Here is a 14,206-nt window from a genome sequence, read left to right as displayed (position 1 = left end):
GGTCACTCCTCAGGCTTGGACACTCAGGCCGAATTCGGCAGATGCATCCTGCAGCCACAACCACCAGTAATCCGAGAAGCTGCGACGAATCAGCAGCTCCCAGGTGTCTTCAGCCGTGTGGCGGATCACCAGCTGCGACTTGGCGAACACCGTGCCCACCGCCTTGCCCACCGGGAAGTTGTTGGGGTGCACGTCGTAGCTGGTGGACTTCATCAGCACGTCGCGCACGTTCGGGCCGCTGAGTTCGAGGATCTGCTGGCCGCCGCTGACGTTGACGATCTGGATATGCAGCTCACCCAGGGCAGCGCGCAGGTTTTGTTCGGCGGCAAACTCTTCACCGCTTGGCACGATCAACAGCCACTCATCCGGGCCGAGCCATTGCAGGCTGGTTTCGCCTTTGACGATCACTTGCAAGGCGCCAGGCAGTTCGATGCCGAGGGCTTTGTGCACACCGGCGGCGAACGCGGCGTCATGGCCATCGCCACGGATGGTCAGGTGGCCGAGGAGTTTCTTTTCACGCACGGTCACGCCGGCGTTCTTGCGGCCCTTGCCGACCAGGCTGGCGAGGTCGGCATGGTGCAGCGACGACTCGGCCTTGGCGCCGGTGGTGGGGCGTTGTTGGTAAACATTGGCTGCTGTCATAAAGCACCTGTTCTGAATTCTGTGGTGACTGCTCTGGCCTCATCGCGGGCAAGCCCGGCTCCCACAGGGGAACGCATTCCAAATGTGGGAGCTGGCTTGCCTGCGATGCAGGCGACTCGGTCTATCAGATGTTCTGCCGCTCGCCTTTCGGGTCGAAGAACACCGAGGACACAATCTCTGCCTCGATCACGCTGCCATCCGCCTGCGGTGAGAACACTCGCTCACCCATGCGCTTCAAGCCGCCCTTGACCACCGCCATCGCAAATGAATAACCCAGCGAGTTATGCGCGTAGCTTGAGGTCACGTGGCCGACCATCTTCATCGGGATCGACTGTTTAGGGTCGAACACCAACTGCGCGCCTTCCGGCAGCCATACATTCGGGTCAATCGGCTTCAAGCCCACCAACTGCTTACGTTCTTCACGCACGCAGTCTTCACGATTCATCCCACGCCAGCCGATCCACGAGAACGGTTTGGTACGGCCTACGCACCAGCCCATGTTCAGGTCGTCCGGGGTCATCGAGCCATCAGTGTCCTGGCCGACGATGATGAAACCCTTCTCGGCGCGCAGTACGTGCATGGTCTCGGTGCCATACGGGGTCAGGTTGTACTTCTTGCCGGCCGCAACGATCTGTTCGAGTACGCCCATGGCGTAGTCGGCCTGCACGTTGACTTCGTACGACAGCTCGCCGGTAAACGAGATACGGAACACCCGCGCCGGTACGCCGCCAACCAGGCCTTCTTTCCAGGTCATGAACGGGAAACCGTCCTTATCCAGGTCGATGTCGGTGACTTCGGCCAGCAGTTTGCGGCTGTTGGGGCCGGACAAGGTCATGGTCGCCCAGTGGTCGGTGACCGAGGTGAAGTACACCTTGAGGTCTGGCCACTCGGTCTGCTGGTAGATTTCCAGCCACTGCAGCACGCGGGCGGCGCCGCCGGTGGTGGTGGTCATCAGGAAGTGGTTGTCGGCGAGACAGGCGGTGACGCCGTCGTCGAAGACCATGCCGTCTTCCTTGCACATCAGGCCGTAGCGGGCCTTGCCCACGTCGAGCTTGGTCCAGGCGTTGCTGTAGATGCGGTTGAGGAACTCGCGGGCATCCGGGCCTTGAATGTCGATCTTGCCCAAGGTGGACGCATCCAGCAGGCCGACGCTGTCGCGTACCGCCAGGCATTCGCGCTTCACGGCGGCGTGCAGGTCTTCACCGTTACGCGGGAAGTACCAAGGGCGTTTCCATTGGCCGACATCTTCAAACTCGGCGCCGTTTTTAACGTGCCAGGCTTGCAGCGCGGTGTAGCGCACCGGCTCGAAAATGTGCCCACAGTGACGGCCCGCCACGGCGCCGAAGGTCACCGGCGTGTAGTTGGGGCGGAACATCGTGGTGCCCATCTGCGGGATGGTCACGTTCAGCGAGCGGGCCGCAATGGCCAGGCCGTTGACGTTGCCGAGCTTGCCCTGATCGGTGCCGAAGCCCAGCGCGGTGTAGCGCTTGACGTGCTCGACCGACTCGAACCCTTCGCGGGTCGCCAGCTCAATGGCGGCAGCGGTGACGTCGTTTTGCAGGTCGACAAATTGCTTCGGCGCCCGTGCGGTCGGCTTGTCATGGGGCACCTGGTAAATGCCCAGGGTTGGCTCTTCCAGACGGCTCAAAGCTTTTGGCAGCGTGCCTTCCACCGGTGCAAACCCGGCTTCGCTGGCTGCGCGCACGCCGCCTTCAAAACCATCGGCCAGGGAATCGCCGAGGCCGTAGACGCCATTGATACCGCCGACGCACACACGTTTTTGCGGGGCTTCGCCTGGCACAAAACCGAGGATGTCTTCACGCCAGGTCGGCTTGCCGCCCAGGTGCGAAGCCAGGTGAACCACTGGGCTGTAGCCGCCGGAGCTGGCCACCAGGTCGCAGTCCAGCCACTCGCCGGGGCTGGTGACTTTGTGTGCTTTGACGTCAATCGCCGCCACGCGTGCAGCGGTCACGTGCTTGCTGCCACGGGCTTCGATCACGGCGCTGCCGGTGAGGATGCGAATACCTTTGGCGCGGGCTTCTTCCACCAGGGCGCCGCGTGGGTTGTGACGCACATCAGCCACGGCGACCACTTGCAGGCCCGCATCAAGCCAGTCCAGCGCGACGCGGTAGGCGTGGTCGTTGTTGGTCGACAGCACCAGTTTTTTGCCGGGTGCCACGCCGTAGCGGCGCACGTAGGTAGAGACTGCACCGGCGAGCATATTGCCCGGCACGTCGTTGTTGCCGTACACCAACGGACGCTCGCACGCACCGGTCGCCAGCACCACGCGCTTGGCACGCACACGGTGGATGCGCTGGCGCACCTGGCCAATCGGCGCACGGTCACCGAGGTGGTCGGTGAGGCGTTCGTGAATGGTCAGGAAGTTGTGGTCGTGGTAGCCATTGACGGTGGCACGCGGCAGCAACACCACGTCCGGCAGGGCTTTGAGTTCCGCGATCACGCTGGCAACCCATTCGGTCGCCGGCTTGCCGTCGAGGCTTTCGCGCGAATCCAGCAAGGAGCCGCCGAATTCTTCCTGCTCATCGGCGATGATCACGCGGGCACCGCTGCGCGCAGCGGCCAATGCCGCGGCCAGGCCAGCAGGGCCGGCACCGACAATCAGCACGTCGCAATGACGGTTGAAGTTGTCGTAGGTGTCCGGGTCATTCTCGGTCGGCGAGCGGCCAAGGCCCGCAGCCTTACGAATGTACTTCTCGTAAGTCATCCAGAACGATTGCGGGTACATGAAGGTTTTGTAGTAGAAACCCGGCGGCATCAGCTTGCCGCCGACTTTGCCAAGAATGCCCATCACGTCATTGTTAACGTTCGGCCAGCCGTTAGTGCTGGTGGCGACCAAACCCTGGTACAGCGCCTGTTGCGTGGCGCGCACGTTGGGAATCTGGGTGGCTTCGGTGGCGCCGATCTGCAGCACCGCGTTCGGTTCTTCGGCGCCCGCTGCAAAGATGCCGCGCGGGCGCGAGTACTTGAAGCTGCGGCCGATGATGTCGACGCCGTTGGCCAGCAGGGCTGCGGCCAGGGTGTCGCCCTCAAAGCCCTTGTAGCTCTGGCCGTTGAAGGTAAACGTCAGGGCTTTGTTGCGGTCGATGCGGCCACCGTTGGACAGGCGATTGATCTGGCTCATACCTTCTCTCCAGCAGCCTTGGCGGTGAATTGCGGCTTGGTGCCGATCTTGTAGGTTTCAAGAATTTCGTAGGTCAGGGTGTCGCGGGTGGCGTTGAAGTACTGACGGCAACCGGCGGCATGGATCCACAGCTCGTGATGCAGCCCGCGTGGGTTGTCACGGAAGAACATGTAGTCGCCCCACTCTTCATCGGTGCAGGCGTTCGGGTCCAGCGGGCGCGGGATGTGCGCTTGGCCGGACGCGTGGAATTCCTCTTCGGAGCGCAGTTCGCCACAGTGAGGACAGAAGATATGCAACATAGGGAATTTCTCCTGTTAGTGGGCGACGGCCGCAGCGCCGTGTTCGTCGATCAAGGCACCGTTGTGGAAACGGTCGATGGAGAATGGCGCTGCCAATGGGTGCATTTCACCCTTGGCGAGGCTGGCGGCAAACACGTTGCCTGAGCCTGGAGTGGCTTTAAAACCGCCGGTGCCCCAGCCGCAGTTGAAGAACATGTTCGGCACCGGGGTTTTGGAGATGATCGGGCAGGCGTCCGGCGTGGTGTCGACGATGCCGCCCCACTGGCGGTTCATGCGCACCCGCGACAGCACCGGGAACATCTCGACGATGGCCTGGATGGTGTGTTCGATTACCGGGTACGAGCCGCGCTGGCCGTAGCCGTTGTAGCCGTCGATACCGGCGCCGATCACCAGGTCGCCCTTGTCGGACTGGCTGATGTAACCGTGCACGGCGTTGGACATGATCACGCTGTCGATAATCGGCTTGATCGGCTCGGACACCAGCGCTTGCAGCGGGTGGGATTCGATCGGCAGGCGGAAGCCGGCGAGCGAGGCCATGTGCCCGGAGTTACCGGCAGTGACCACACCCACGCGCTTGGCGCCAATAAAACCCTTGTTGGTTTCGACGCCGATGCACACGCCGTTTTCCTTGCGAAAGCCGATCACTTCGGTCTGCTGGATCAGGTCCACGCCGAGTGCGTCAGCGGCGCGCGCGAAGCCCCAGGCCACGGCATCGTGGCGGGCTACGCCGCCGCGCCGTTGCACGGTGGCGCCGAGTACCGGGTAGCGGGTGTTTTTTGAGCAGTCGAGGTACGGGATCTCGTCGGCCACTTGTTTGGCGTTGAGCAACTCGCCGTCCACGCCGTTGAGGCGGTTGGCGCTCACGCGACGCTCGGAGTCCCGGATGTCTTGCAGGGTGTGGCACAGGTTGTAGACGCCACGCTGGGAGAACATCACGTTGTAGTTCAGGTCCTGGGACAGGCCTTCCCACAGTTTCATCGCGTGTTCGTACAGGTGCGCCGACTCGTCCCACAGGTAGTTGGAACGCACGATGGTGGTGTTGCGCGCGGTGTTACCGCCGCCCAGCCAGCCTTTCTCGACCACGGCCACGTTGGTGATGCCGTGCTCTTTGGCCAAATAGTAAGCCGTCGCCAGACCATGCCCGCCGCCGCCGACGATAACCACGTCGTAGACCTTTTTCGGTGTGGGCGTGCGCCACATCTTCTGCCAGTTTTCGTGGTGGCTGAGTGAGTGCTTGAAGAGGCCGAAGCCCGAGTAGCGTTGCATAGTCATTACTCCAAAACCGCGCTCAGCGATAAACCGGGAAATCAGCGCACAGGGCAGACACGTGCTTGGCCACGTTGGCCTCGACATCGGCGTCGCCGAGGTTGTCGAGGATGTCGCAGATCCAGCCGGCCAGCTCGATGCATTGCAGCACCTTGAAACCCCGCGTGGTCACCGCCGGGGTGCCGATGCGCAGGCCCGAGGTCACGAACGGCGACTGCGGGTCATTCGGCACGGCGTTCTTGTTGACGGTGATGTGGGCGCGGCCGAGGGCAGCGTCCGCGTCTTTGCCGGTAAGGCCCTGGCGGATCAGGCTGACCAGGAACAGGTGGTTATCGGTGCCGCCGGACACCACGTCGTAGCCGCGCTTGATAAACACGTCTGCCATGGCCTGGGCGTTGTCGATCACCTGTTGTTGGTAAGCCTTGAAACCGGGCTCCAGCGCTTCCTTGAAGCACACGGCCTTGCCGGCGATAACGTGCATCAGCGGGCCGCCCTGGGCGCCGGGGAACACGGCAGCGTTGAGTTTCTTCTCGATGGCTTCGTTGGCCTTGGCCAGGATCAAACCGCCACGTGGGCCGCGCAGGGTTTTGTGGGTGGTGGTGGTGACCACATCGGCGTAAGGCAGCGGGTTCGGGTACAGGCCCGCGGCAACCAGGCCGGCGACGTGGGCCATGTCGACGAACAGCAGTGCGCCAACCTTGTCGGCGATCTGACGGAAGCGCGGAAAATCGAGGGTCTTGGAGTAAGCGGAGAAACCGGCCACGATCATTTTCGGCTGGCATTCGACGGCCAGGCGCTCAACTTCGTCGTAGTCGATCAAACCGGTATCGGTGTTGATGCCGTACTGCACGGCGTTGTACAGCTTGCCCGAGGACGACACTTTGGCGCCGTGGGTCAAGTGGCCGCCGTGGGCCAGGCTCATGCCCAGGATGGTGTCACCGGCATTGATCAGCGCCAGGTACACCGCGCTGTTGGCGGACGAACCAGAGTGTGGCTGCACGTTGGCGTAATCAGCGCCGAACAGTTGTTTGGCGCGCTCGATGGCCAGGGCTTCAACCTTGTCCACATGCTCGCAGCCGCCGTAGTAGCGCTTGCCTGGGTAGCCTTCGGCGTATTTGTTGGTGAGGCCGCTGCCCTGGGCTTCCATGACGCGTTTGCTGGTGTAGTTCTCTGACGCGATCAGCTCGATATGGTCTTCCTGACGCTGCTCCTCGGCATTCATCGCCGCCAGCAATGCGTCGTCATACCCTTGGATCTGGTCTTTTTTGCTGAACATCGCGTCTCTCCCAGCCTTTCGTATTGTTGAGGCCCTCGCAGGGCCCTTTGATGCGATGGTAGGGCTGGCGCAGCGAGGTCAAATGCCTACGCACGCCACGCAAAGGTGCGTTTACGACATGGCTTCGCGGGTGGGCGATAAAACACGCAGATGGCTTGGGCCGCCTGAAGATTTAGAAACAGAAACCTGACACTTTAAGCCTCACACGCCTGAAAACTTGGCTACGCTTGCCACTCAAACAGCGCCAGCTCATGTATTCGACGCTTTCACTGTTCAGTCCAACAGATTGGACGCCCTACACCGTTGAGGAACGCGGGCATGGCGCTCGACTCTTCGCCCAACCTGGCTACGCCGCTGACGCAAAGCGTTACACCTGCACGGTGCGCGTGGTGCCTTCCCGATGCGAGCGCAGGGATATTCGCGCCAGGCTGGGATGTTGGCCTTGTGACGACTGACCCCGAATTGGGCAGCGTGGCGCACCTGGCAGCCTACAGGCTGGGCAGCCCACTCCCCGAGGATGCCAAGCTCTGCGCAGCGTTGAGTTCATTCTGGCCTGCAGTTGCATCAGACTCAGCACAAGCCTATCCACCAAACGTCGGGGCGGGTCCGACCGTAAAACCAATGCTGGATCAGGAGATCGGCAAAAGTGCCGGTTTCCCGTGGGATGGCGTACCCGCTCCGAAAAAATACGTCGCCAATTACGCGCCCCATAGAGCGTACGAAACTTACTTCTATACCGACTACACAGAGAACGCGCTGAACGGGAAGTTCTCATTGGCACTCACAGGCAAAGTCGACTCGCAGGAATATCAACGGCGAATCGATGCTTTCCGGCGCGTCAAACTGTCATTGAGCACCACTCCTGGAAATTGGTTTATCGACACATTCAGCATGGCAACGCCCGACAGCGCAGGCCGCTATGACGTGATCATATTAGGTGCCGGCCCGGCGGGTTGCTCGGCGGCCATTTGCTGCGCTCAACAGGGCTTGAAAGTGGCACTGATTGAGCGCCTGTCTTTTCCGCGCCACCGCCCGGGTGAAACCCTGCACCCCGGCTTAGAGCCTCTGCTTCAGCAACTGGGTGTGGCTGAAAAAATCCGCGGCGACGCCTTCGTCCGGCCTGCGGGTACTTGGGTGAGGTGGGACACTGAACGACACTTTGTGCCTTTCGGGCAAGACCAAAACGGACCTTGGCGGGGGTTTCAGATTCCCCGAGCAACGCTGGACGGGTTGCTGCTGGATCGAGCAGCCGCGTCAGGTGTCCACGTCCTGCAACCCTGCCAGGCAAAGACCGTGTTGCAGATAAGAGATCGAGTGGTGGGCCTCCAGACCCAGGCCGGGCAACTGTTTTGCAGGCACCTTATTGATGCCAGTGGCGCTCACGGCTGGCTTGCACGCCAATTAAGGCTGACATCGCGTCGCTGCTCGCCCCCGCTGACTGCCGTGTATGGCTATAAGCGAGGAACAGTCCAGGAAAATGCGCTCGGCATCTTCGCAGACCCATCGGGCTGGTATTGGACGGCTCACATCGGCCAGCAGCTTTATCACTGGACGCGACTGCACTTTGTGCAAGATAAATCACCGAAGATGGCGGCTGTTCCAGCCTGTTTTGAACACTTACCGTGTGAAGGAAAGATCCGGGGGGCAGATGTCACTTGGTCAATCTGTGATCAGGCAGCGGGTAACGGCTATTTCATCATCGGAGACGCAGCCAGCAGGTTGGACCCGGGCGCCTCTCATGGCGTACTCAAGGCGCTGATGTCAGGAATGATGGCTGCGCAATGTATTGCCGACGAAAGCCTCAACCCAATGTACAGGCAGGCTATTTCACTTCAATATTGCCAGTGGCTGCGAGATTGGTTCGAGCGCGACGTACAAAAAATGCGCGATTTCTACGCGGCTCATCCGTTCCCACCTTGTTGGCTCGAGTCGATGTCAGCCAATGGCCTTTCGAACCCCCAACAAAAGTAAAAAATGTAACGGATACAGCGCGTAAGCCCAGCGGCGCATCGCCGGTGGCGAGACGTTTTTGGCGTGTCGCAACAAGACCAAACCCGCCAATGGCGCAATCAGGCAAGCGGCCAACCCCATCAGCGCCACAGGCGTGCCGCTATTGAGCAGAATCTGCCATTGATTGGCGGCCACGCAGACCAAACCCGGCAACACGCTGAAATACCATGGCCGGTTAAACACCAGCAGCATCGCCAGCGGCAGTAACACACCGAAAAACCCGAACATCAGCTGGGCAGAAAACAGCGCCGCGATGACTAGGGCAATCAGCGCCAATCCTCGATCAAAAAGCACCTTCTGCTGCCATCCTCGGGCAACCAGCAACCCCAGCGCCAACGTCGGCAAGACGTTCAATGTATCGGCATCCTCGATAAACATCCGGTAGGGCACTTCACTGATCACACTGAACAGCAACAGCCAGCCCAGGTAGCGCCACTGGCCGGTGACGGGAGCATTGGCGACCCGGTGCAAATTGGCTGCAATCGCCAGGCAAAACCACGGAAACGCCAGGCGCCCCGGCACGTACAGGCCGTCCAGGCTCAAACCGACATAACGCAAGTGGTCGAGCACCATGCTCAGCAGCGCCAGCCACTTGAGCAGATCCAGTGCGCCATCGCGGACGCGTCCGACAGCCAACGTGTGTGTACCGTGCATAATTCCCCAGTGACTTTGCATTTACAGTGCGTGCGCACCCGCGACAATCTTGGTTACAGTGCGCACCAACATCGACCACAGGAATGGGCCATGACCGACAATAGCCAACAATTCGCCAGCGACAACTATTCCGGCATCTGCCCGGAAGCCTGGGCCGCCATGGAACAAGCCAACCAGGGCCATCAACGCGCCTACGGCGACGATGAGTGGACCCACCGTGCCGCCGACGGTTTCCGCAATTTGTTCGAAACCGACTGTGAAGTGTTCTTCGCCTTCAACGGCACCGCCGCCAACTCCCTGGCGCTGTCTTCGCTGTGCCAGAGCTACCATAGCGTGATTTGCTCGGAAACCGCCCACGTCGAAACCGACGAATGCGGTGCGCCGGAGTTCTTCTCCAACGGCTCCAAGCTGCTCACCGCCCGCACCGAAAACGGCAAGCTGACGCCCGAATCGATCCGCGAGATCGCCCTCAAGCGCCAGGACATCCACTACCCCAAACCGCGCGTGGTCACCCTCACCCAAGCCACGGAAGTGGGCAGCGTGTATACCCCGGAAGAAATCCGCGCCATCAGCGTCACCTGCAAAGAGCTGGGCCTGAACCTGCACATGGACGGCGCGCGCTTCTCCAACGCCTGCGCGTTCCTGGGCTGCTCGCCGGCCGACCTGACCTGGAAAGCCGGTGTGGATGTACTGTGTTTCGGCGGCACCAAAAACGGCATGGCAGTAGGCGAAGCCATCCTGTTCTTCAACCACAAACTGGCTGAAGACTTCGATTACCGCTGCAAACAGGCCGGCCAGCTGGCCTCGAAAATGCGCTTCCTCTCCGCCCCATGGGTGGGCCTGCTGGAAAACGATGCCTGGCTCAAACACGCCCGCCACGCCAACCAATGCGCCCAATTGCTCAGCAGCCTGGTGGCGGACATTCCCGGCGTGGAACTGATGTTCCCGGTACAGGCCAACGGCGTGTTCCTGCAACTCTCGGAACCGGCCATCGCAGCGCTGACGGCCAAGGGCTGGCGCTTCTACACCTTCATTGGCAAAGGTGGCGCACGGTTCATGTGTGCGTGGGACACCGAAGAAGAACGCGTAAGAGAATTAGCCGCAGACATTAGGGAAGTGATGAACGCTTAAGCCTCACGAATACTGGCGCATTGCCGAGACTGTTATTTGGTATTTCCGACAGCATCACAGTCCACTTTCATCGTCTAGCCTCTTGGAACCCGAAAGGAAAACGCCGCTGCAGCGGCCACCTTTCGGGCACAACTGCCTGCCGAATAATCGGTCGGAAACGGAAATCCAGCAGAGGGTTAGACCATGGAAGTTCAATGCTACAACACTAAAGCGTTGCAGGAAGGCAGTCTCAGCACCACGTTTGTGAGCTGGGATGAGTTCAGGAAACTGGCGAAAGTCGGTGACACAATCAGGGAGCCTTCAAGAACCCTGGTCATCACCGAAAAAACCTTTGAACTGACAGCATCAGGTGAGCAGTTCGCCATACAGATATACGCACGCTAACCAAGCTGACCCGATCGCCCCCACGCTCGCGCGGGCGCGATTAACTGAATGTACATGATCGTTCCCACGCTCTGCGTGGGAATGCCTCCTGGGGCGCTCCGCGTCCCGCCCTATTAGAACTCGATGCGCACGTCGCCCTTCGGCACGCTGCAGCACGACAGGATGTAGCCTTCGGCTTCGTCTTCCTCGGTGATCCCGCCGTTGTGGTCCATCTCGACCTCCCCGCCCAGCTTCATCACCTTGCATGTTCCACAAATGCCCATGCCGCACGCTTTAGGGATCAGCAGGCCAAGCTTGGCCGCGGCTGCGTGCACGGTTTCGCCTGGCGCCACACGAATGCTTTTGCCGGAGGCGATGAATTCCACTTGATGCAGGTCTGCCAGGTCGATCTCTGGCGCGTCCGCTGCTTGCTCGGCTTGTTCCACCGCATCGGCGCGGGCTTCCGGCGGTGTGGCGCCGAAGGACTCCTCGTGATAGCGCGTCATGTCGAAGCCGGCGGCCTCCAGCAGGCGTTTCACTGCGCTCATGTACGGCGTAGGGCCGCAGCAGAACACTTCGCGCTCAAGGAAGTCCGGCACCATCAATTCCAGCATCTTGTGGTTCAAGTAACCGCGATAACCCGCCCAAGGCTCGCCCAGCCCGTGTTTTTCGCAGATCAGGTGCAGGCTGAAGTTGTCGATCCGCGACGCCATGTGCTCCAGCTCGCGATGGTAAATGATGTCTTTGGGCGAGCGGGCGCTATGGACAAACGTCATGTCGACATTCGCGTTGGTGTCGTAGAACCAGCGCGCCATGGACATCACCGGCGTGATGCCGACACCGCCACTGAGGTACAGCACTTTGGGGCTTGGGAAGTCGATGGCATTAAACAGCCCGACCGGCCCGTGCACCGCTAGCTCTTGCCCTTCATGCAGGGTGTCGTGCAGCCAGTTGGAAACCCGCCCACCCGGCACGCGCTTGATGGTCACCGAGAAGCTGTACGGCACCGACGGCGAACTGGAAATGGTGTACGAGCGCATGATCGGCTGGCCTTCGATCTCAAGCTCCAGGGTCACAAACTGCCCCGGCTTGAAAAAGAACAGGATCGGCTGGTCGGCCATGAAGCAAAAGGTGCGCACGTCCCAGGTTTCCTGGATGACTTTGACGCAACGGACGATGTGCCGACCATTGGCCCAGGTCTGGGTGGTTACCGGGTTCAGGAAATTGTTGGACATGCTTGCTCTCCACTGCCGATGCTCGGCTTTATGGTGGCGATTCTGCGTAACGCCGCAACCGCCCATTTACCTATCTGCGACATTCACATACTTATCGCGACCAGCCCCCATACCACGGGGCTTGCGCGTCGGGATCAGAGTGGGCCATGTCGTTAATGGACAAGGTTCGGCGCATCGGCGGCCCCACACTCGCTGCCAACAACTACGCTTTCTTTACGCCTTGCTGCAAAACCTGATTAGCCACTTTCGCCGGCCACACAGAATGGCCATGAGGACACACACGATGGACGTCACCGCAACCTTAAGCTTGGGCGATCCGCTGGAACCCGCACGCAAGGCCACCGCGCAAATGCTGCAAGAGCGCGAGCGCACTTTTTCGCTGCCGCAGCCGTTCTACTCTGATGAGCGGTTGTTTGATATCGACATGCAGGAGATCTTCCAGAAAGAGTGGTTGATCGCCGGCATGACCTGCGAGATCCCCACCAAGGGCAACTACATCACCCTGCAAATCGGCAAGAACCCGATCATCGTGATCCGGGGTGCCGACGGCGTGGTGCATGCCTTCCACAACGTGTGCCGCCACCGGGGCTCGCGCCTGTGCACCAGCGACAAGGGCAAGGTCGCCAAGCTCGTTTGCCACTACCACCAGTGGACCTACGAACTGGACGGCCGCCTGTTGTTCGCCGGCACCGAGATGGGCGCCGACTTCGACATGAAGCAGTACGGCCTGAAGCCTGTGAACGTAAAAACGGCTGGCGGCTACATCTTCATCAGCCTGGCCGAAAACCCGCCGGCCATCGATGACTTCCTGTCGACGCTGAACCACTACATGGAACCCTACGACATGGAGAACACCAAGGTGGCGATTCAAACCACCTTGTTCGAAAAGGCCAACTGGAAGCTGGTGCTGGAAAACAACCGCGAGTGCTACCACTGCAACGCGTCGCACCCGGAACTGCTGAAAACCCTGCTGGAATGGGACGACGTCACCGACCCGCGTGCCGACCAGGCCTTCAAGGACCACGTTGCCGCCTCCGCCGCTGCGTGGGACGCCGAAAAGATCCCTTACGCTCACGCCAGCTTCGGCCTGCGCAACCGCATCGTACGCATGCCGTTGCTCAAAGGCACCGTGTCGATGACCCTGGACGGCAAGCAAGGCTGCGCCAAGCTCATGGGCCGCATCAAGAACCCGGACCTGGGCTCGATGCGCATCCTGCACCTGCCGCATTCGTGGAACCACTGCATGGGCGACCACATCATTGTGTTCACCGTGTGGCCGATCAGCGCCCAGGAAACCATGGTCACCACCAAGTGGATCGTGCACAAGGACGCCGTCGAAGGTGTGGACTACGACGTGGAGCGTATGCGCCAGGTCTGGGACGCCACCAATGACCAGGACCGCCGCCTCGCCGAAGAAAACCAGCGCGGGATCAACTCCACCGCGTACCAGCCAGGGCCGTACTCCAAGACCTATGAGTTTGGTGTGGTGAACTTTGTCGATTGGTACAGCGAGCGTTTGTTGAACAACCTGGGCGCGGCGCCAGCGCCGTATCTCAAGGGCGTAGCCGCTCACGAGTAACTGACACACCAAAGATCAAACTGTGGGAGCTGGCTTGCCTGCGATAGCGGAGTAACAGTCGAGGAATGTATCGGCTGATGTACCGCAATCGCAGGCAAGCCAGCTCCCACATGTAAATTGGTCACTGTTCAAAAATTGATCAGCCCCCTTACAGCCCTTTGCCCATCTACCCTCCAGCCTTCGCCCAACAACTTATCCACAAAGCCACCCACAGCAATTGTGGGCAAGTGTGCTCAACCTTCGAAATTAACTGAAGAAAATCCGTGACTTATTCAAGTCGTAGGGTTTTAGCCACACCTGATCACTTATTGATCAAACCCTTGAAAGCCCCTGAATACGTGGCCTACAGCAGTACGCGAACACCTTATCCACAGAAGCACCAACAGACTTTGGGGGCAACTTCGCCAGCCTTGTGGAAAACCACCTCAAACCTTCATAAATCGGGGCATTCAGGAGTTTCAGCGAACCATTAAGGCAAATTGATCATATTTTGATCAAACCACTGCAAGCCTTTATCTATAAGGCTCCCAGCCGAGAGCGAACATCTTATCCACAGAAGCGCCAACAGACTTTGGGGGCAAGTTTGTGCCTGGCTTCAAACTTATCCAG

At 60.2% G+C, this 14,206-nt stretch carries 11 protein-coding genes; 4 read left to right on the top strand and 7 right to left on the bottom strand.

Going from position 1 to position 14,206, the window contains the following annotated elements; all coding sequences use genetic code 11:
- Positions 1 to 9: 9 nt before the first annotated feature.
- The 5 genes from ACQY47_RS17065 to glyA all read right to left on the bottom strand — a co-directional run bounded on the left by ACQY47_RS17065 (position 10) and on the right by glyA (position 6,625).
- Positions 10 to 642: a sarcosine oxidase subunit gamma gene (locus tag ACQY47_RS17065; protein ID WP_101273317.1), complete on the bottom strand. Its 633-nt coding sequence runs from the start codon at positions 640 to 642 to the stop codon at positions 10 to 12.
- A gap of 124 nt (positions 643 to 766) precedes the next feature.
- The gene (locus tag ACQY47_RS17060; RefSeq protein ID WP_099550386.1) at positions 767 to 3,784 is read right to left on the bottom strand and encodes a sarcosine oxidase subunit alpha; all 3,018 of its coding nucleotides are present in this window, start codon (positions 3,782 to 3,784) and stop codon (positions 767 to 769) included.
- A complete protein-coding gene (locus ACQY47_RS17055) occupies positions 3,781 to 4,083 on the bottom strand; it encodes a sarcosine oxidase subunit delta (RefSeq protein ID WP_015886243.1) in 303 nt (100 codons plus the stop codon). Before ACQY47_RS17055 ends, ACQY47_RS17060 begins: the two co-directional genes overlap by 4 nt.
- A gap of 15 nt (positions 4,084 to 4,098) precedes the next feature.
- Entirely contained in the window at positions 4,099 to 5,349 is a 1,251-nt protein-coding gene (locus ACQY47_RS17050; protein ID WP_010207084.1) for a sarcosine oxidase subunit beta, read from the bottom strand.
- A gap of 22 nt (positions 5,350 to 5,371) precedes the next feature.
- Positions 5,372 to 6,625: a serine hydroxymethyltransferase gene (gene glyA / locus ACQY47_RS17045; protein ID WP_428550473.1), complete on the bottom strand. Its 1,254-nt coding sequence runs from the start codon at positions 6,623 to 6,625 to the stop codon at positions 5,372 to 5,374.
- A 318-nt stretch (positions 6,626 to 6,943) separates the two neighbouring features.
- Between glyA and ACQY47_RS17040 the strand changes: the two genes are divergently transcribed.
- Positions 6,944 to 8,596, top strand: a complete 1,653-nt coding sequence (locus tag ACQY47_RS17040) for an NAD(P)/FAD-dependent oxidoreductase (RefSeq protein WP_428550470.1) — start codon at positions 6,944 to 6,946, stop codon at positions 8,594 to 8,596.
- Here the strand turns inward: ACQY47_RS17040 and ACQY47_RS17035 are convergent.
- Positions 8,561 to 9,289, bottom strand: a complete 729-nt coding sequence (locus ACQY47_RS17035; RefSeq protein WP_169987519.1) for a TraX family protein — start codon at positions 9,287 to 9,289, stop codon at positions 8,561 to 8,563. The genes ACQY47_RS17040 and ACQY47_RS17035 overlap by 36 nt on opposite strands.
- Positions 9,290 to 9,379: 90 nt before the next feature.
- On the opposite strand from ACQY47_RS17035, the gene ACQY47_RS17030 reads away from it, so the two are divergent.
- Both ACQY47_RS17030 and ACQY47_RS17025 read left to right on the top strand, forming a co-directional pair.
- The gene (locus ACQY47_RS17030; RefSeq protein WP_017137986.1) at positions 9,380 to 10,420 is read left to right on the top strand and encodes a threonine aldolase family protein; all 1,041 of its coding nucleotides are present in this window, start codon (positions 9,380 to 9,382) and stop codon (positions 10,418 to 10,420) included.
- A 183-nt stretch (positions 10,421 to 10,603) separates the two neighbouring features.
- Positions 10,604 to 10,804 (top strand): hypothetical protein, encoded by a 201-nt coding sequence (locus ACQY47_RS17025; RefSeq protein ID WP_017137985.1) that lies wholly within the window; start codon positions 10,604 to 10,606, stop codon positions 10,802 to 10,804.
- 113 nt (positions 10,805 to 10,917) lie between these two features.
- On the opposite strand, the gene gbcB is transcribed toward ACQY47_RS17025, so the two are convergent.
- Positions 10,918 to 12,018, bottom strand: coding sequence for a glycine-betaine demethylase subunit GbcB (gene gbcB, locus ACQY47_RS17020; protein WP_017139359.1), 1,101 nt, complete (start codon positions 12,016 to 12,018; stop codon positions 10,918 to 10,920).
- A 283-nt stretch (positions 12,019 to 12,301) separates the two neighbouring features.
- Here gbcB and gbcA point away from each other — a divergent pair, with 283 nt between their 5' ends.
- Positions 12,302 to 13,597 (top strand): glycine-betaine demethylase subunit GbcA, encoded by a 1,296-nt coding sequence (gene gbcA / locus ACQY47_RS17015; protein ID WP_017139360.1) that lies wholly within the window; start codon positions 12,302 to 12,304, stop codon positions 13,595 to 13,597.
- Positions 13,598 to 14,206: the final 609 nt, after the last annotated feature.

Origin of the sequence: Pseudomonas edaphica (genome assembly GCF_965277385.1) — a bacterium.
In the GTDB taxonomy this organism is placed as follows: domain Bacteria; phylum Pseudomonadota; class Gammaproteobacteria; order Pseudomonadales; family Pseudomonadaceae; genus Aquipseudomonas; species Aquipseudomonas edaphica.
Note: the sequence above shows the minus strand (reverse complement) of the source record. Positions and strands in the feature narration are given on the sequence as shown.